Below are 19,922 nucleotides of genomic sequence, written 5' to 3'. Positions count from 1 at the left end.
GCAATGAGACGAGTTTTACTTAAATGGATGCTCAGTCTAACGGCAATCTTGATCACGCTGGCCGGATTCGCCCCGGCCTCTGAGGCCGCGCTTCCGTATCGGACAATGTCAACGGACGCCTCAGGCAAGCCCATACCGGCGCCTCATGGGTATGTGCCGGACCGGCTTATCGATGGCTTGCAAAATCCGGAGCATATCCTGATTAACGCTAATGAAGAGCTTTATGTAGCGGATACGGGCAATGACCGGGTGGTGATCATGGATATGGAAGGCCAAATTCTCCGAACGATCCCTGACGGCGGGGAGGTTGCCGATCAAAGAGAGCAGCTGCGCAGGCCGGAGGGTTTATACGTTACTGATGCGGGGGAACTCTACGTTGCCGATACAGGAAGCCGGCGAATCGCGGTCTTTGATGCCGAAGGCAGGTTCGTCCGCGAATATACTAGTCCGGAGTCTCCCTATCTTCCCGCCAATTATTTGTTCGTTCCCGCCAAAATTGTTCTCGACAATAGAGGCTACATGTACATTGCCAATAAAGGTGGCTATCAGGGGCTGCTGCAGCTTACCTCCGAAGGAGAGTTTTCCGGGTTCTTCGGGGCAAACAAAGTACCTTATAGCTGGATAGACCGGATGAAGCGGAGATTTTATACCGAGGAACAGCTGAGGGAAGAGCAGCAGAAGCTCCCGGGAGCGATTACGAATATGGCGATGGACAGCCGCGGTTTTATTTACACAGTCAACCGGGGACTGGCTCAGGGGGAGATCAAAAAGCTGAGCCTGGGCGGCAAGGATCTGCTGAATGATACTGATTTTTCCCCTGATCTCGGACCGCTCAACCGCTTTTCATTCGAGGCAATAACGGTAGACCGGCATGGGATTATGACCGTCATTGAGTCCGCGGGAGGACGCATTTATCAGTACGATTCAGAGGGTAAGAGGCTATTTCAGTTCGGCAATGATTTTTCGGTCTCTCCGCGTTTTGGTTTATTTCGCAGACCTACCGGAGTAGCTGTAAATCAACAGGGAGATCTTTTCGTTGCTGACGGTGATCTTGGCGTTATTCAAGTATTTAAGCAGACGGAATTTGGCGAGTTGGTTCATCAGGCTGTAGTTCTCGATGAAGAAGGCCGCTATGCGGAAGCAAAACCGGTGTGGGAGCGGATTCTGGTGCTGGATGGCATGTTCAACCGTGCTAATCAAGGTATTGCCAAAGCAGAATATGCTGCAGGCCGCTATGAGGAAGCGAGGAAGCATTTCGCTCTGGCCTACGACAAGGAGGGGTATTCCGAAGCATTCTGGCAAATTCGCATGAGCTGGCTGCTGCGTTACTTTGGTTCTCTAGCCACACTGTTAGCTGCAGCTTGGGCGGGGGGCAGCTTATGGGCGGCAATCAAACGCTGGAGGGGCAGGGAGATGTCTGATTCCGGCGCTGCAGATGAGCTTCAGACAGCGTCCTCTAGGAAGAGCAGCTGGCACACCGGTTGGAGGCTGCTGCTCCGGGTGCTGCGCCAGCCGGTTAATGGGATGTATGAGATAGCCAACTCGCCTGAGACTAAGCTGGCTTTCGCATTTACCCTGGTCGCTGCGGCATTTGCAGTTCATGTTGCCGGTCTTGCCGTGACCAGCTTTGTATTCGCAGACACTTTATTTGCAGACGTCAGTTTACTGTCTGAAGCGCTGAAGTTTTTTCTCTTGTTTAGCGGGTGGATTCTATCCAATTATTTGGTTGGTTCTGTCATGAAGGGAGAAGGCACGCTGCGCAAAGTTTTTATTGTGAACTCTTATGCGCTGGCTCCATTCCTGTTTTTTAACTTGCCGGTCCGTCTAATGACGAACGTTCTGACGCTTCAGGAACAAGCATTTTTCCAAATAGCCATTGCCGGCCTGGTGCTCTGGGTACTTATTTTACTATTCATTGCTTCACAGACAGTGCACAACTTTAATGCGAAGGAAGCGATCGGCATTAATACAGTTTCTTTATTTACGTTCGCTTGTATCGGTATTTTCGGATTTGCATTAATCGGTTTGCTGTATCAGGCTTACGACTTCTTCATTCAATTCGGACGGGAGGTGATTCAGCGTGTTTAATCAAAGGCTGCGGAAGCTGTATGGCCGGTTGGCTATTCTGTTCCTGTTGTCCGGGCTTATCGCTTATTTATGGTTAACCGCCGAGCGCGACTTTGAATTGTTGGGCAGCTATCGCCCGGAAGCGGCTCTCAGCTTCATGGATGGCCTGCAAATGCAACAGGGAAGTCCGCAGGACACGGAGACAGCAAGCTTCGAGGGAATGATTTATTACCGTATGGCGGAGGCAGGAGCGCTTTCCTTGTGGCTTGAGCCAGGCAGCGGGTATATTGCTCTGCAGCATAGCAGGCAGCCGGAACTGCTCTGGGCGAGCAATCCCGGGCCAGACGTGCTGGCTGAGGTGCAGACAAAAGGGCTATGGCGCTCAAATTTGGCGTCCCCCTTCACCTTCCGGTATTTGCGCGGAAACGAAAACAAGGAAACGGCAGGCAACACGGTGGATCACTCCGCCCAAATTGAATGGAAAAGGATTGAAGACGGAGTAGGAGTACGCTACACGGTTGATGATCTCGGCTTCGCCTTTTACTTCGAATATACGCTATTAGCTGACGGCCTTCAGGTACGGGTGCCGGAGCATGGAATTCTCGAGACGAAGGATAACCGGCTGTCTACCCTGGACGTTTTGCCCTTCTTTGCAGCCTCGTTCAACGACAGGGAAGGTTACTTATTCGTTCCTGACGGACCGGGCGGCCTAATCCATTTCGCCAAGGAGCGGCCAGCCCTGTCCTCGCCTTACGATTTCCCGGTGTTTGGGGCTGACTTGTCCATACCGCAGCTGGATGTGCCCTTTTCGAGGACACCGATCCAGTATCCGGTATTCGGGATGAATCGCGGCGATTCCGGCTTCCTCGCAGTCATCGAAGAAGGTCAACTGAAAGCGAATATTTACGCGGCTCCGGCCGGGCTGCATACCGAGTTCCATGCGGTAAATGCCAGCTTCCGTTTCCGCCAGCCCTACCGTCAGCCTGTCGGCCTAACCAGCGCGGTGACCAGCTATGAGCAGGCGCTGATGGCGGAGCCGATTCAAATCCGGTACACCCTGCTGGATAAAGACGATGCCGATTATGTGGGCATGGCCAAAGCCTACCGCAAATATCTGATGAGCGAACATGCCCTGGTCCCGCTGCAGACTGACCAGGAAACTCTACCGTTATATTTGGATATCATTGCGGCGGCCAGTAAGCCGGGGCGTTTCGGAAGCGAAACTATCGTGACGACGACACTGGAGCAGGCCAGGACGATGGCTGACTTCATTCGTCAGGAAGGAGTCGCTGATTTGCGGCTGGGACTGGTCGGCTGGCACGAAGGGGGCTATCCCGGGAAGCTGCCCAAGCGATTTCCGGTGGAGCGCAAGATAGGCGGAAAGCAAGGGCTTGGCGAATTGGCGAATTATGCTCGTGAGAACGGAGTAGTGCTGTACTTGGTTGATCCGTTCAATGAGGCCGCGGGGGAGCAGCCCGGCACAGGCTTCTCCCCAAGAAGCGATGCCGCCCGCATGCTGGATGGGCGGGCTTTGCAATTTCAGCAAAGTCGCGGCTACGATGCCGCCCGTTCCCCAAGCCCCAATTATGCGGTTAGTCCAGAGGCTGCGGTCCAGCTTTTCCAGGAATCGATTGCTCACTACAAGGCCACAGATGTTAGCCATATAGGCTTGACCGGGATGGAGTATGTATACAGTGATTTCAGTAGAAGCGGGTTTTACGAACGGAAGGACACGATCCGGGTCTATCAGGACATTATGGACGAAGCAAGGGAAAAGATGGATTATCTAATCTTATACGGAGCGCCTTCCTTCTCTATCGGCCTGGCTGACCATTATCACCGTTTTCCGGTTGAAGGCAACTATGATTTCATCATTGATGAACAAGTGCCCTTTTATCCGATAGCTCTGCACGGTCTGGTCACATATTCAGCATCTCCCGGCAACGAGCGGGGCGATCCGGAGGCGGAGTTCTTGAGGGCTATTGAATATGGGGCCCTGCCTTACTTCACGGTCACCTATGAAAACACCCGGCTGCTGCTGGAAACTAGCTTCTCCTCGATGTACAGCACCCAGTTCGCACTATTGAATGAGCGAATCCTGCAAGAATACAACGACTTTGCAGCAGCTCTGCAAGGGACGTGGGGAAGCTTCATTGAGAACCACCGCAAGCTGGCTGAAGGGGTGTATGAAACGACCTATGGGAATGGCCGCACGGTATGGGTGAACTATACGCGGATGCCTTTTGAGAGTGCCGGGCACCGGGTAGAGGCTTTATCGTTCCGGGTCGTTCAGGAAGGAGGCGGCCGGTGAGCACATTATCTCCGCAAGAGCATAAGCGGCTGCAGCGCAGGCAGCGGGCCAAGGCATCAGCGATCGGTCTGCTCTTCTTAACTCCTTGGATGATCGGAATGCTGGCATTTATGGCTTATCCGCTGCTGTACTCCTTGTTTTTAAGCTTCCATAAGATCCGGATAGCCCCGGATGGCTCAGGCCTAATCTATCAATTCGTTTCTTTGGATAATTTTGTCTATGCCTTTTTGCGAGACAACAAGTTCCCGGAGCAGATGTTTCTGTTTGTCCGGGAGGCGGTGCTCATCGTTCCGATTACAGTTATTTTTGCTCTGCTGGTGGCGACATTGTTAAACCAGCGATTTTTCGGAACGATGTTTTTCCGTACCGTCTTCTTCCTGCCTGTAATTTTCGCTACGGGACGCGTTCTGATTGAATTGTTTAACCAGGGTCAAGGTGAACTGCCCCTTACGCAGCAGTATAACGTCGAGGAGCTCGTCTACACCCTTCTCCCCCCGACCGCGGCTGAACCGGTTATGAGCGTATTGGGCAAGTTTATTATGATTCTCTGGTTCTCGGGCGTCCAGGTTATCATTTTCCTGGCCGGTTTCCAAACCATTTCCCAATCTACTTATGAAGCTGCGCAAATCGATGGAGCCTCACCATGGGAGACTTTCTGGAAAATTACGTTTCCGTCCATTGTGCCCTTCATTGTGTTAAACGGAATTTACACGGTCGTCGACCTGTCGACTAACCCGTTTAACCCGATCATGCAGCATATTTTGACGAATATGGTGGATCCGGAAACGGGTTATGGCTATGCCAGCGCGCTGGGATGGATCTATTTTGCCTTTGTGTTCCTCTGGATTGCTTTGCTTATGCGGTTCGCCATGAAATTCAATATCCGAAGGAGGTGAGCCTGATGAATGAAAGCGTAAAACCAACCGGTCCGGGCCGCAGGCGTCCTCTGCGCTTGACGGATGCTCTCCGTGAGCGCCGGGTAAGCGGGGGGCTGCGTGACCGGATCAAGCTGCTGCTTATCGGACAGCGCTTGAATGACGGGTATTTGCTGAAAATCGCTGTGTATATCACGCTGACTTCGCTGGCCGTGCTTTATATTTCGCCACTGCTCTATATGTTGTCGACTTCTTTCAAGAACATGAGTGACATGCTGGACCCCGCGATCCGCTGGATTCCGATGTCCTTCGAGCTGCAGAACTATGTGGACGCAGCCATAGGTCTCGACTATGCGCGTGCTCTGGCACATACCAGCTTCATGGCGATAACGGCGGCCCTGCTGCAGGTGGCATCCTGTGCATTGACCGGATATGCTTTCGCCCGGTTGGCGATCCCGTTCCGCAACGTTCTGTTTGCGATTGTGCTCGTGACCTTTCTCGTTCCGGTTCAAACGATGGCGATTCCCCTCTTTGTGCTCTATTCCAAGCTGGGATGGCTGAATTCGCCGCTTCCCTTCCTGATTCCGGCCTTGTTTGCCCAAGGAATCCGGGGAGCTTTGTTTATTATTATTTTCCGGCAATTTTTTGCGGCGCTGCCGAAGGAACTGGAGGAATCTGCTCATATTGACGGCTCAGGCCCCCTGCGTATGTATTGGAAAATTATGTTCCCCTTGGCCCGTCCTGCCATGCTGGTGGTCTTTCTCTTTTCATTGGTGTGGCACTGGAACTCGTATTTTGAGCCTTCGTTGTATTTAAAAAACAACAGCTTTTTGGCCATGGCTACACAGCTTGATTATTTGCAGGCGAATCTCAACTTCAAAGCTGGAGGCGGTACAGCAGTTGCCGGGCAATTCGATGTGAACGAGCCGATTAAAATGGCTGCCTCGCTGCTTGTCATTATGCCGCTGCTGGTTGTGTATATGTTTGCCCAGAAGTATTTTGTTCAAGGAATTGAGCGAACAGGACTTGTGGAGTAATTTTAAAAAGCAATGAGGAGGGGAAGCTGTGACGGTTGAGTGGTCCGCTTCTTGGATATGGAATGAACTCCCGGAATCCGTGGAAAACGTTTATCTGGAGGCAAGGAAAACCTTTCGGCTGGAAAGTGCGCCGGCTGCAGCCCGTCTGGCTATTTCGGCGAACCAATTCTACATCGTCTATATCAACGGGTTAAAGGTCGGGCGGGGGCCGGCTCCGGCCGATCTGGCTTGGAAATATTATGACGAGTACGACGATGTCGGAGCTTATTTGCAGCCGGGTACTAACGTTGTGGCGATTGCAGCCTACAATTTCGGAAGCCGGGATATCGTCACTGAACAATTTCAAGGCCCCGGAGGGTTGATTGCCCAGGTAGATATGGAAACGGCAAATGGAAGAATGACAATCAGCACGGACAGCAGCTGGAAATGCCGGAGATCACCGCGGTGGGTTTCTCATGTTTCCCGTCTGCATAAGTGGAACGGCTTTCGTGAGATCTATTTGGCGGAAGAGGAGGACGGCTGGGAACAAAGCACCTATGATGACAGCGTTTGGGGGTTCGCGCAGGTGGTTAGTGCGGCCAACGACCCGAGCGGTCCATGGCCACGTCTGCTTGCTCCGGAAATTTCCGCACTCGCCGCGGAAAACGTAAAGCCGCTGCGGATCGTCCGCACGGACATGAATTACGGCCGTATAAACGGGCAGAACGCACTGCTTGCTGACAGCAGCGGTGAGACGGCTCCGCTTCAAGTTGATGCCGGAGTACCGGGTTCATTGCCGGGAGTGGTATACGATTATGGAAAAGAAGTCGTCGGATACTTGCATTTGACGGTCGAAGCCCCCGCTGGCGGGGTTTTGCAGCTATCGTTCGGAGAGTCTCTGGAGATGCAGCTTGGCAATACATTCATTATGAAGAATGGCCGGAATGAACTGCATACGTATGCGAGGCGTGCATTTCGCTATTTGCAGATTACCGTGATGGCCACCCCGGAGCCGATACGAGTCCTGTCGCTAAAAACCGAGTTTACGCATTATCCGTTCGGTCCGGAAGGATCGTTTAACTGCAGCGATCCGCTGCTGGAGCAAATTTGGGAGACAGGGGTATACACGGCAAAAGTCAACAGCCAGCATCATATTGAGGACTGCCCGTTAAGGGAGCAGGCGTTATGGGTAGTGGATGCGGTCGTTATCGGCAAAGTGATCTATCACGTATACGGGGATAGGCAATTAATGCGCAAATGCTTGACGCAATCGGCCCGCATTCAAAATCCTGACGGCTCGATTCCTGGAACCGGGCCGGAGCGCAACAGTCATATGCTGCCCGATTTCTGCGCGCACTGGCTGTTTGGCGTATATACACATTGGAAGTATACCAGGGACAACGCGTTTCTTGGCGAAATGTGGCCCTATATATGGCGGCTGCTTGATTGGTTCCGCGGGCAGGAGGATGCGTCCGGGTTATTCGCCCGTGCTGATCGCAGCGGTTGGTGGTGCTTTATCGACTGGGCTGATTATCTCGACAGGCGGGACCGGGTGACCGCAGTTAATTGCTTCTATTATAAAGCCATACTGCAGGCTGCTGAAATGGCTGAAGCCATCGGCGAGGCGGACACCGCCGACATTCTTCGCCAGAGAGCAGGCCGGTTGCGCAGCGCAATCCGAGATCAGCTGCGGTTTCCCGATAGTCTGGCGTTTGCCGATTGTCTGACGGATGAAGGCCTGTCGACTTGTTTGTCGGCTCAGTCGAATTTCGCCGCGATCTGGTCGGGAGTAATGGAAGAAGAGGAAGCTGAAAGCTTCTTGAATGAAATCTATTTCCAGAATCAAACCCCGCCTCTGAAGGGCTCCTTCTTCTATCATATCGTTCTGGAAACCTTGTTAAGCCGTAATAGAGTCAGCGAGGCGCTCGATATTGTCCGGTCGTATTGGGGCGAAATGCTGGCCCGGGGGGCCACCACCTGGTGGGAAACGTTCGATCCGTCCAAGCCGGATTGTACTGTGCCAAGTCCTTATCAGGGCCATACGCCTACCTACTTGAGGGATGATGTGCCGGTGAGCTTCTGTCATGGCTGGGGGGCGTCTCCAACTTATTTGCTGACGCAATATGCTTTGGGAGTGAACATCTGGGAATTAGGCAGCGGTATCGTGCAGCTGAAGGGATCGGTCAACGGATTGGATTGGGCTAAGGGCGATATTCCTACGGCGGCAGGAATGATCCGGATCCAATGGAATCGGGGTCCGGACGGAGTGATTATGTATAGGGCGGACATTCCCGAAGCCTTGCAGGCGGTTGTTCATCCGGCACCTGATGTTCGTTATTTTGTGAATGGGGTAGCGGTCTAATACGGTTTTTCAGGCCAACAACATGAGAAAGCACAATCTGAGCCTGCTATTCATGATTGAAAATGAAAGGGGGTGAAGCATAGAGAACATACACAGCCGGAAACCGGAATCCGGGACAGAGTGGAAAGAAACTGCGCTGACGAGAACTTGTCATTAAAGGAGATGAGGGCGTGAGTGGGAAGAAGTCGTTTCGCCGAATGCTGCTGCTAAGTATGGCCGGAAGTACGATGCTTGTCGGAACGGGTGGGACTGCTGCCAGCAATAGTATGGGAACGGACGTCTGGCATCCGACCATTCAAACGGCCAATGCCCTGCAAAACCAGGTGCAGGCGTACTATGCGGATTATACAAGAGATGATTTCGTAATACGCAACCTCGAGATGGAATTGACATACGGTTTATCGGAGGCGGGAGAGAAACAGGTTGTGTCGTTTCAGCCTGCCGGATCCGCCGGCGCGTATGCCGAGCAAACGATGGATGTAGTCATTGAAGATGAGGAAGGAGGCCTTTACCGGGCTTCATTCAGCGATACAGCTGGTCGCATTAATATGCACCGGCTTGGAATATACTACACCGATGTACACCTATTCGATACGAATTTTCGTCGGGAAAATGCGGAGGAGCATGTAGTGGAATTCGCCTCCTTTCAATTTGAGAACTCTTTGGAAGGATGGGAGGCAAGCGATCATGTCGGGGGACTGACTGCCGCTAATGGCGTGCTGCGCGGCCAGATTACATCGGCTCTTGACCCGTATGTCTTTGTCTCCGGTGTAGATTTACCTATCGGTACAGCCAATGCGGTCGAAGTACGGATGAAGGTGACGGGAAGCACTGGCGGCGGCAAGATTTTTTACGGTACGGAGGACCAGCCGGGCTTTGCTGAGGCACGCAGCCAAGTCTTTACTCTAACTCATGACGGAGAATTCCATACCTATACGGTTAATATGGATTCTCCCAATTGGTCGGGTCGCCTGACTGACTTGCGTATGGATATTGAAGGCGGCCAGGCAGACAGTTATTTTGAAATCGATTACATTCGCGTAATCGATAATCGCAAAGCCGCTCTTCCTGTAAGACTGGAACGGATTTTCCACGTTTATCCGGACCGGCTGTATGAGGAAATTCTTTTGCATCCGACAGGCGAGGTCCGAATCCGGGATGCTTATGTGGAAACTACCGTTCCGGCAGATCAGATCCATGGTCTTGAAATTCGGGACGGAAACGGCACTCATAATGATCCCTCCGCCCTCGATTCCAATACTGTTGAATATGTAGGGATTAACAAAGGAGCGGTTGGAATATTCGGCTACATTTATCCGGATGTGGCGGGCAACGGAACAGTAACCATTGACCAAACCGCAAGCGGGCTCACGATCAAGCACCACGCCGATATCGGCGACGGCGAATGGGGGGCCGGAGAGAAGATTCGTTTTGGCCATAGGCTGTACAATGATGCGCAAGGGCAGCCGGGGCGTATAGCTGCAGAGGCTGAACTGGAGAGAAACCCGTTAAGGGCGGATAACATCCAGGTGCTGAATGCCGATGCCGTAACCGGATTTGCGGGCTATGACCCGTATCGGGGCTTTTATGAGTTTACGGTCGATCATTCTGATTTTAACGAAGCGTTTTATTTGCAGCCGCATAAGCAGCCGGCAGCCAAAATTCGAATAGCAAATGATGAAGCACCGCGGCGGATATTTGTACAGATTCGGACGAAGGCCGCCTCAGGTGCTTTAGAGGCGGGCGTAGTGCTGAATGAGAATGATGTATTGCTGCCGCTGCCGGTGGAGGTAGCGAAAAACTTTCAAGGGGAAAATGAAGATGCCTTTTACTACCCCGGGGATATTGCGTTCTCTGAAAGCTATTTCCCGCTGGAACTGGCACCTGAGCAGACGCTGGAGTTTACGTCGCTGCACCTTTATCAGAATTGGGGCAAATTCCCTTTAAAGCAAATTTCTTCGGTCCGCTTCACCCGGCCGTACTATCATTTATCGACCGGGGTCACAGAAACCAATTGCTGGGTGCCCTTTTTCGTCAATGGGCGTACTGGATGGATTCTCCCCGATTTCCGTACACGCAGCGGTTATATGTGGAGCAACCAGCCTCAATTTGATGCGGTGGGTAAAAATTATTTGTTCGAATACCGGGATAGCGACGGAAATTTCTCATTAATGGAAAATACTAACGCTAAAATCGACAGTGTCGGTCCAACGCATTCGGACATTACGTTAGACTTCGTCACGGATGACGGGAAGGCGGATGTGACGGTGCGCTCCGTAGAAATGCCGCAAACCGATGAGAACCGGACGTTTGTCTCTGTAGAAATCGTATTTCGGGATACACTGCACATAAGCGATACCAAGAACAACCTCAGCCTTTTCAAAACCGAGAGCCGGAACCAGACCTTTCGCAAGCTGGGTTATTTGGACGAAAATAACACTCCTGCGACTCAGCCGCTGCTGGTGGGCACTGAGCCCGGCAAGGTGGTATTAGGTGAAGCCAAGCCTTACTGGACGCTGTATGACTTCGACCGTACGAATAACCCTGGGGGAGGTACGAATGTCGGCGTTCTCGTTCAAAGAGCCGACATTACCGCAGGGGGCCAGCCATATCAAGATGGTCTGGCGGTAGTGACGAGTCATCAGGGAAGCGGCCCAGCCACGACCAATACGGCGAGTATGACTTTAAACCGCCCGCAAATTACATTTGAGCCGGGAGACCGGATTGAGCTGGAGCTTATTCTGCTTCCCTGGGGGAGCTACGAGTCGGACAATGATCAGACACTGCAAGCTTTACGTTCTGATTACGGCCTGAATCCGTTGAGCGCAACTGCCCATACCGGACAGGTGACGGCAGACTCGTTTGTTCCAACCGTTCAGGCGGTCCAGGAAGCCGCAGAATTTACAATTTCCGGAGGCAAAAACCATGTTTCATTCGCGGTTGAAGGCTTCAGCAGCTACGAACCACCCGAGATTTATAAGCTCAATCGGGGGCAGTGGGAGCTTTACGATCCGTCCGTGAAAGGATATGACGGTTACCGGGTATATGTGGACCGCAACGGAAAATACGGATTTTCATATGTGGATGAAACGGATGGCAGTGAGCAGCGATACCGCGTCGCGGCTAAAACCCGGGGTGCATTCCCCGAGCGCAACTGGGAGTTCAAGCAAACCGGGGATACCGAAGGCTGGACAGCGCATAACGGTGCTGTGATTACGGTTTCCAATGGAGCTCTTGAGGCTGCCTCTGCGGATGGCAGCGGGTATATTGAGTCTGGAGAGCGGCTAGGGATGCAGGCTGCACTGTACAAGTACGTGAAGATTAACTTGCGCAACAACACCGCATCGCCTGATATGAAGCTGTATTATACGACCCGTTCTGACCGTACGTGGAGTGAAGATAAAGCGATAACGTTTTCTCCGCTGCCAAACGCCGGGGCATTTGCCGAATATACGCTCGATATGGGAAGCCAGCGCAAATGGCGGAGTTTGATTGACCAGATGCGGCTGTACATTCCGCCAGGAGAGGATGGAATCGATATCGATTATATCCGGGTGACCAGGCAGCCATCCAGTGATTCGATTCCGCCGGCAACGGTTGCGGATCTGATTGTGACAGCGACAACTCCGACATCGGCGGTGCTGTCCTGGACGGCACCGGGGGATGACGGAATGAGCGGCAAAGCGGCCTATTATGACATCCGCTATTCCACTACTCCTTTCACCGAGAGCACATGGGCGGAGGCCACACAGTTTCATCGTGTGCCGGGGCCCAAGAAAGGCGGGCTGCCGGAGAGCTTTACCGTGACGGGACTAGGTGAGAATACCACTTATTATTTTGCTCTGAAGGCTGTGGACGCCAAGGCGAATGTATCCGGGATGTCCAATTTGGCCGAGGGCATTACAGGGATTAGACCTGAGTACATCCGAGCCTGGGAATTTGCAGCGGATTCAGATCTCGAGGGCTGGCGTATGCAAAATCAGGTTTCAGGCTCAGTGGGCGATGGGATTCTTCGTCTGATCTCTACTGGCACCGATCCTTATATTTTGTCGCCTGATCAGCTGGCCATCAGCGATCCGCAGGTCTACCGGCATGTGAAATTGCGCCTAAAAAATGAAACATCCAGCCCATCCGGGGATATTTTCTTTATTACGAATGAAGATCCGGTGTGGAATAGCGCGAAATCTGTGCCGTTTGCCACCAGCGGTAATGATGAGGAGTATCAGGAATACATCATCGACATGGGGGCTAACCCCCTCTGGCAGGGCACTATCCGGGGAATTCGTCTGGACCCTGCTTCGGCACCGGGTATTATTTCGATTGACTACATTCGTATTGCCGGGGATATCACGGAGGAAATGGAATAAAGGGGAGGCTTGCTGTGAGTGCTAATCATTCCTTGACTTACCTGGACAACGGAACCTTAAAGCTGGGTGTAGATACAACCTGGGGCGGAGCGATTGTTTATTTGTCCGTGTCGGGCTCCGGTACTAATCTGATTAACCGGTATGATGCAGGGAGGCTGGTGCAGCAATCATATTACGGGGCAGGGCAATACGTGAACTGCGGCTGGGGATTAAACCCTGTGCAGGGCGGTGACATGTACAACAATCCGAGCGGAATTATAGAGCATTATAATACGGGCGAATTAATCTATGTGAAGAGCCGTCCGCTCGATTGGTGTCTCCAAAATGATGCAACAGCTTGCATTATGGAGAACTGGTACCGCTTGAAGGATAATACGGTTAAGGTAACAGCCCGCTTCAGCCATAACGAAAGTTCCATGGGCTTAATCCGGGATCAGGAACTGCCCGCGATTTTTACCCCCTCCTCGTTAGACCGGTTTACACGTTACTCCGGGACGGATCCTTTTGCATCTGGGGGGATAACGACGAACACTCCCGGGTATCCGAATGAGCTGCACTATCAGTCGGAAGGCTGGGGCACTCATCTTGATGCCGGGGGCATCGGCTTGGGCTGGTATACGCCAAATGTATATTACAGCACCAACTATATGTACGTAGGGGCAGGCAGTACGGGAGAATACGGTGACCGGACCGCTTATTCCGCCCCGTTGTACCGATTCGCTCTGGCCCCGGGCTCGGTCTACCAGTATGAATACTATCTAATTATCGGCACAGCCGAAGATGTGCGCGCTACGGCATACCATTATAATGTGCGTACAGCTTCAAGCTGGAATTTCGATTTTGCCGGGGACAGGGAAGGGTGGTCACTCAGTTCGCATGCCGATGGCAGCGGCCCCCATAACGGCATCTGGTCCATGAACCCTCCTGTGGGAACGTCTTTCGTGTTAGTCTCGCCGCCAGTAACGATTCCAGCTTCCCGTAACCTGGTACAGATTCGGTTGAGTAATGCAACGGGTGCCACATCGCTTACGATATCGTGGCAGCGATCCGGGAAACAGGAGCTTCATGGAGGGGTATTCAGCAACTCGGTTACTATTCCTATAGCCAATGACGGGCAATTCGCGACATATACGTGCGATATGTCGGGAGTGGCTTCCTGGACCGGGCTCATTCAATCTATCAAGCTGTCGATTAATCCGACAATCGCATCGAGCTTCTCCAGCTTCGATATAGACTGGTTCCGCATTAGATCGGAAGCCGGCTCGGCGCCCGTGATCAGTAATGTGGAAGCCGAAGCACCTTGCGGTTACTTCGCGGTGGTGAGCTTTAATACCGACACAGCTGCCACAGCTCGAGTGGAATATGGGCCTGACTTCGCTTATGGCTTTCATTCCCCCGACAATATCAATCTATCGTGTACCCATCAGGTTTATTTGTCAGGCTTGCAGTCTGGTCAGACGTATCATTACCGGGTGCGAACAAGGGAGGCGGGCGGTCATGAAACAGTAAGTTCGGATCACACCTTTACTACACCCGTTCGTGTGAAGGTCAAGCAATGGGAATTTGAGCAAGCCGGGAATTTGGAAGGGTGGTCCTTCCAGCACCAGGTGACAGGTGTCGTAACAGGCGGCGCACTGGTGCTAACGTCTACGGGTAATGACCCTTATGTCTGGTCACCGGATCTGCTGTCTGTTATCGATCCGTCCCGGTTCCGTTACATCCGGATTCGTTTGAAAAACAGCACGAGCGATAAAGTGGCCCGATTTTTCTTTATAACCGATGCCGACCCGGCGTGGAACGCAGTTAAATCCATTGCATTCACCATTTCAGCCAACGACGCAGATTACAAGGAATATGCAGTTGACATGGCTGCTAACAGCAATTGGACAGGGACAATCCGCCGATTCCGCTTTGATCCGTTCGGCACCACCGGTATTATGTTAATTGACTGGATTCAAATCACAGACTGAGAGAACGACAAAATAATGGAAATAAGTAGAGTCGAAGGAACGCAAGCAAAAACCCGGTTTTCCTGGTTCTTCAGGATACCGGGTTTTTTGGTTGCGCGGGCAGGCTGGCAGCGGAGCAAGAACGGATAGTCCGCGGGTAAGCGAAGCGAACAATTAAGCTTCCCTGCATATAGTGCCGGCTATATAGCGGTCTCCAAGCGGCTCATCGTAAAAATAGTAGGCTATCAGAATGTCACCGTTTGCCAGTTGAACGGCACTGGTATAGCCGAGATCGCCGGCTATGCCGTCATCCCTCAGAACGATTTCTTCAATATCATCCCATCCTTCGCATTCGCTGTCGAGCAAAAACGCACGGACACCGGCAGGCTGGTACCGGTACCCGTAATTAATGAGTACTTTGCCACTCTGCAAGCGCAAGGCATGAAAAGGGCTTGGTGAGAAAACCCTCCGCATGACCGGATCACTCCATGACAGGCCTCCGTCCAGCGATTCGCTCGTAAACAGCGGGTGGGAGCGGCCGCTCGCATCGGGACCGTGCAAGCTGTTGGAACGCAAAAGAGCGACGATTTTTCCGGACGGGGTGACATAAAGAAACGGCTCGTAGAAATGGTAATTCTCGTTCTCCAGCTGGGCAACTCGTGTCCAGGATGCACCGAGATCTTCAGACTTGCTAATGATAACCCTTCCCCGGTTGTCCGCTTCGCCATATGTACTTACTAGGAGAGAGCCGTCTTTAAGCTGTACAGGAACACCTCTGACTGCCTGACCGACATTGGCTGCAGGCTGCGGTGCCTCCCAATCGCTGCCGCCATTGGTTGACCGAATCGAATACATGCGATCCAAACGACAAAGCCAGCGGTCAAAGAGCTTGTGGTCCGTATCCGGGTTCTCGGCCATATCTTCTCTGTCGAACACCTTCCAGGCATAAAACAGGCCATAAAGCGTGCCATCCTGTAGACGGGCAAGACACGGCTCATGGACACCGACCAAGAAATCGTCATAAATTATGGTGGGCTGTTCATCCCAGCTGACTCCATGGTCGCGGGAGCTGACGTATACAGCCCGGGCGGAGGGATCAACGTGAGTGATGTTGCCCATCTGAACGATCCGGTTCGGAGCCTGGCGGAAAGCAACGAGAATACGCTCATCCTCCGTCGTAACGGCGATAGGAAAGGCGTTGTATCCCCCGTCGCGGTAAATAACCAGATCCCTCACCTTATGCAGCGTTCCCATAGTTAGCGGCCTCCTTTTAGGAAAATAATATACCTACTAAAATATAACATCTTTATATCGGTCATTACAATATAATAATCATTAAAATATATACAAAATAAAACTAAAGTATACTATTAAAAGAAAAACAATTTATAAAGTAAACCTAATTCCCTCTAGGAGCTTGTAAACAAATGGTCATGAAAGTACCAAAAACGGTAATAAAAGTTCGATAGTTTATCCAAAAGGAAGCGGTTACAATTGAGGCGTAGCCCAAAATCTAGTAACGGAGGGATGATATTGAAACGCTTCAAATCGTGTGTGTCTCTGTTTACGCTAGTTTGCATGGTCGCTGTTGTGTTATTTGTTAGTACAGGTTGGATTCAAGCTGATCGAGGTTACGCAGCCTCGGTACCGCTTTACTCGCAGCAGGAGACGCTTGGCGAAGCGGCGGGCTCCAGCGGGGCTCTGTCCGGCGCGTCGGGGCTGGACGAAGAGCCCTTTCTGACCGACTCCATGTTTGCAGACCCGGTTTTGGCCAATGAACCTCTTGGGGAAGGAGACTTGCACGTTGAAGTGGAAGCCGCCAATGGTATGCGGCGCTCCATTAACTTTGTGGATACACCGCCTCACGGCTATTTTGTAGGCGTTTATACTGAACGCTACGGCAGCCGTACAGGCAATGAAAACCGTTATAATGTAGCGGTTCAGGTTAATGAGGATTTTGAGGTTACATTAGTAACAAATCAGTCCAGACAGTGGAACGAATCGCCGAATATTGACATTTTGCCGGACGGCTTTGTTCTGCTAGCTCAGGACGACAGCTATGCGCTTGGCTATAGACAATTTTTGCTGGAAAATTTTCAAGTCGGTGACCCGGTTACCCTGTATATCAATGGAAATGAGGTAACCCTGGAGCAGTTCAAGGCCTTAACCGAGGAGATAGCCAGACCTTCTTACGTTTCCTTGAATCAGCCTGACAGGTTCAGTGTGACAAAGGACGAGTCGCAAACGGAAATTTCCGGCAGACTGATGAACTATAACCCGGATAATAACTACCATATCGCAGTAAATGGAACAGAAGTCGCTTTGACACCGGACGGGGCCTTTAGCTCCCAGGTTTCTCTGGAACCTAAAACGAACTATGTTTCGATAGAGGTGTTCCGGGATGACCGCTTGGAAGACACCCAGTACGTCACGGTTTACCGCTATATGGGTGTGCATGACGAGCACGAAGTTTGGCTGTGGATTGAGCAGTCGACGAATGCCAAAAACTATCCGAATAAGGAAAGCATTCGCAGAATGCTGCTGCAGGCCAAGGATGCCGGCGTAACCGGAGTCCAATATCCGGCCAAAGGTCATGAGGGCTTTGTTACCTATTTGCACAATGAACTATCGCAAACCCCACACATTAGCCAAATTCAGGAGCCGAGCAAGCAGGGGGTGCCCGCCGACTTTGACCAGCTCCAGGCTTTTATCGAGGTAGCCCGTGAGCTCGATCTTAAAATTGCGGCTGTATTTAATGTTTACGGAGGCGGTACGGTTTCCTACTCAGTCACCCAGCCCTATCAGCTGCTGAGCACCGCCTTAACCCCCGAGCAGCTGCATGAATATGAAGAGTGGATCTATAGTGTGGATGATGGAGGGGAAATTCGGAGATTTAGCGATAGTCTTTATAAAAATAAAGTCATTCATTTCCTGAATCCGGCAAATGAAGCTGTGCAGGAATATCAGCTGAAGCATTTTGAAGAAGTGATGAGAAATTATGACGTGGACGCCATTATTTTGGACCGTGCACGCTATGATACGATGCATGCAGATTTTAGCCCGGAATCGAAAGCGAAGTTCGAGGATTTCTTGGCTGAGCGCAATAAGTCGCTGGTTCGCTGGCCGGAGGATGTGTTCGAGCATCGTTATAACAGTGCAGGAGAATTTACAGAGACGGTGCCGGGTCCCCTTTACTATGACTGGCTTGCTTTCCGTTCGTCAGTATCCAAAGCTTTTATGCAGAAAACCCGTGATCTCGTAGACCGGGTGAACCAGGAGCAGGGGACCGATATTCCGCTGGCTATTTCTCTAGGCTCATGGTATGAGAACTACTATCAAAGCGGGCAAAACTGGGCAAGTCCCAATTTTGACTACGATGAAAGGCTGGGTCTGCCGCTCGGCGAACTATACCGCAATCCGGAATACCGCTATCAGGAGACGGCATTTGGCGATCCCGACATTTTTGATTATATGGTCATCGGAACTTACCAGAATAATCCCGCGGCCATCAAGCGCTACTTGACGCTGTTGAATGTCCTGACGATGGAGGAATTTCCGGTATATGCAGGGATGCAGGTGCCGAATCTTCCTGAGCCTGCGGACCAAAGGGAAGCCTTCCAGGCCGCCTTCCGTTTCTCCAATGGGATCAAAATGTTTGATCTGTCCCGCCTAAACTGGGAAGTGCAAAAAGCTGCTATCCAGGATTACGAGTATGTGAAAACGTATCAGTTGGGCATCAGCATCCCCGAGTCGCTGCAAGGATTCCCTCCTTCTTATCAGCCTGTGGAGAATTATGAGAAGCTGATCGAGAACGGATTCATCGAAGCGGATTTTGTAAATCAAGGCCTTGCTAAAGGATCGATTATCATTTATTCGGACAGTTATGGGGAAAACACAGGTACTTCCGGCAGGTATACCGTGGAAGCGGTGGTCGGAGCAAACGGGCTGGTTAGCAATGTGGTGAACAAGCAGCAGGCTATCCAGTGGTCCTGGAGCTCAAGCCATCCCGCGAACAGTGCTATCCCTGAAGGCGGATTTGTAATTTCAACGATTGATTATGACGGTACCCGAACTTTGCGGCAGCTGATTGCGCATGTCTACAATTCAGGTGATCCGGTACGGGCAGCCCTGCTTCGCGGACAGCGGGATTATGACGGCAGGCTGACCTCTGAATCCGTCATAAACTATGAGGGCAGCGTGGAAGTGATAGGGCCGGGAAATGAAATCGAAGTCTATGTAAACGGGGAAGCAGCCATTGTTAATGAGTATGGCGATTTCGTCCGGGCTGTTGAATTGACTCCTGGCGAAAACACACTGACCATCGAAGTTTATGTAGATCAAATGAAAACCAATGAGGTAAGCGTAGCGGTCACGCATGAACCGGCTCCTGCTGAGATTGGCCTGGAGGCTTTGCAGGATCAGCTGGCGGCTTTTATAGCAGGCGGCGAGGTTAGAGGACCTCTCACCAATCAGTTGAGCAACAGGCTCTCCCAGGTGGAGCATCACCACTCCGCAGGGCGTATGCCTCAGGCCATCAAGCATTTGGAGGATTTTCTGAAGCATCTCAACAATTCCCCCATGCAAAGACATATTGAGGAAGAGGCGAAGCACACCCTGGAGCTTTTGGCCAATCAGCTATTGGAGCAGTGGGCCGGAGATTGAAGCGAGGAGCTGTCCAATCATTCCTAAACTTAAAGCAAGAGTTGGGGCTGTCCAATAAGTCCCGAAAATAAAAAGGCCGGGCGAGAAAACGTAAGGTTTTCCGCCCAGTCTTTTTTTGGGTAATCGCACTTCAATCACATGCATGTGTACGAAATATGTAAACACACTGGCTGCGGCTCCTTAATAGCTTAAAGCCCAGCATTTGTATGCATTTTGTACGATTTGTCATACAAATTTCGGGTAATCGCACTCCAAATCCCTGCATTTGTACGATTTGTCATACAAATCTTGGGTAATCGCCCTTCAATCCGGT

9 protein-coding genes are annotated in these 19,922 nt (G+C 51.7%); 8 read left to right on the top strand and 1 reads right to left on the bottom strand.

Annotated elements, in window-relative coordinates:
* Positions 1-3 precede the first annotated feature (3 nt).
* From PSHG_RS20900 to PSHG_RS20870, 7 genes are all read left to right on the top strand, one after another.
* A complete protein-coding gene (locus PSHG_RS20900; RefSeq protein ID WP_026021520.1) occupies positions 4-2,088 on the top strand; it encodes an SMP-30/gluconolactonase/LRE family protein in 2,085 nt (694 codons plus the stop codon).
* Positions 2,081-4,378, top strand: coding sequence for a DUF5696 domain-containing protein (locus PSHG_RS20895; protein ID WP_010277238.1), 2,298 nt, complete (start codon positions 2,081-2,083; stop codon positions 4,376-4,378). The genes PSHG_RS20900 and PSHG_RS20895 overlap by 8 nt, the downstream gene beginning before the upstream one ends.
* A complete protein-coding gene (locus tag PSHG_RS20890; RefSeq protein ID WP_010277235.1) occupies positions 4,375-5,274 on the top strand; it encodes a carbohydrate ABC transporter permease in 900 nt (299 codons plus the stop codon). The genes PSHG_RS20895 and PSHG_RS20890 overlap by 4 nt, the downstream gene beginning before the upstream one ends.
* A gap of 5 nt (positions 5,275-5,279) precedes the next feature.
* Positions 5,280-6,290 (top strand): carbohydrate ABC transporter permease, encoded by a 1,011-nt coding sequence (locus tag PSHG_RS20885; RefSeq protein ID WP_010277234.1) that lies wholly within the window; start codon positions 5,280-5,282, stop codon positions 6,288-6,290.
* A 28-nt stretch (positions 6,291-6,318) separates the two neighbouring features.
* The gene (locus tag PSHG_RS20880; RefSeq protein ID WP_010277233.1) at positions 6,319-8,631 is read left to right on the top strand and encodes a family 78 glycoside hydrolase catalytic domain; all 2,313 of its coding nucleotides are present in this window, start codon (positions 6,319-6,321) and stop codon (positions 8,629-8,631) included.
* A 170-nt stretch (positions 8,632-8,801) separates the two neighbouring features.
* Positions 8,802-12,998, top strand: a complete 4,197-nt coding sequence (locus tag PSHG_RS20875; protein WP_148497803.1) for a fibronectin type III domain-containing protein — start codon at positions 8,802-8,804, stop codon at positions 12,996-12,998.
* Positions 12,999-13,012: 14 nt separating this feature from the next.
* Complete coding sequence (locus PSHG_RS20870) at positions 13,013-14,968, top strand: fibronectin type III domain-containing protein (protein WP_010277226.1); 1,956 nt, start codon at positions 13,013-13,015, stop codon at positions 14,966-14,968.
* Positions 14,969-15,121: 153 nt separating this feature from the next.
* On the opposite strand, the gene PSHG_RS20865 is transcribed toward PSHG_RS20870, so the two are convergent.
* On the bottom strand, positions 15,122-16,201 hold the full coding sequence (locus PSHG_RS20865) for an exo-alpha-sialidase (protein ID WP_010277224.1): 1,080 nt from the start codon (positions 16,199-16,201) through the stop codon (positions 15,122-15,124).
* A 279-nt stretch (positions 16,202-16,480) separates the two neighbouring features.
* Here PSHG_RS20865 and PSHG_RS20860 point away from each other — a divergent pair, with 279 nt between their 5' ends.
* Positions 16,481-19,609, top strand: a complete 3,129-nt coding sequence (locus PSHG_RS20860; protein WP_010277221.1) for an FIMAH domain-containing protein — start codon at positions 16,481-16,483, stop codon at positions 19,607-19,609.
* The last annotated feature ends 313 nt before the right edge of the window (positions 19,610-19,922 follow it).

The sequence above is a fragment of the Paenibacillus senegalensis JC66 genome (assembly GCF_000285515.1).
GTDB classification, from domain to species: domain Bacteria; phylum Bacillota; class Bacilli; order Paenibacillales; family NBRC-103111; genus Paenibacillus_L; species Paenibacillus_L senegalensis.
This window is presented reverse-complemented; position numbering and strand designations above follow the sequence as displayed.

Bases quoted from the DNA above. Each gene is read 5' to 3' on its own strand.
- PSHG_RS20900 (WP_026021520.1), top strand. From the start codon at position 4: ATGAGACGAGTTTTACTTAAATGGATGCTCAGTCTAACGGCAATCTTG.
- PSHG_RS20885 (WP_010277234.1), top strand. From the start codon at position 5,280: ATGAATGAAAGCGTAAAACCAACCGGTCCGGGCCGCAGGCGTCCTCTG.
- PSHG_RS20865 (WP_010277224.1), bottom strand. From the start codon at position 16,201: ATGGGAACGCTGCATAAGGTGAGGGATCTGGTTATTTACCGCGACGGG.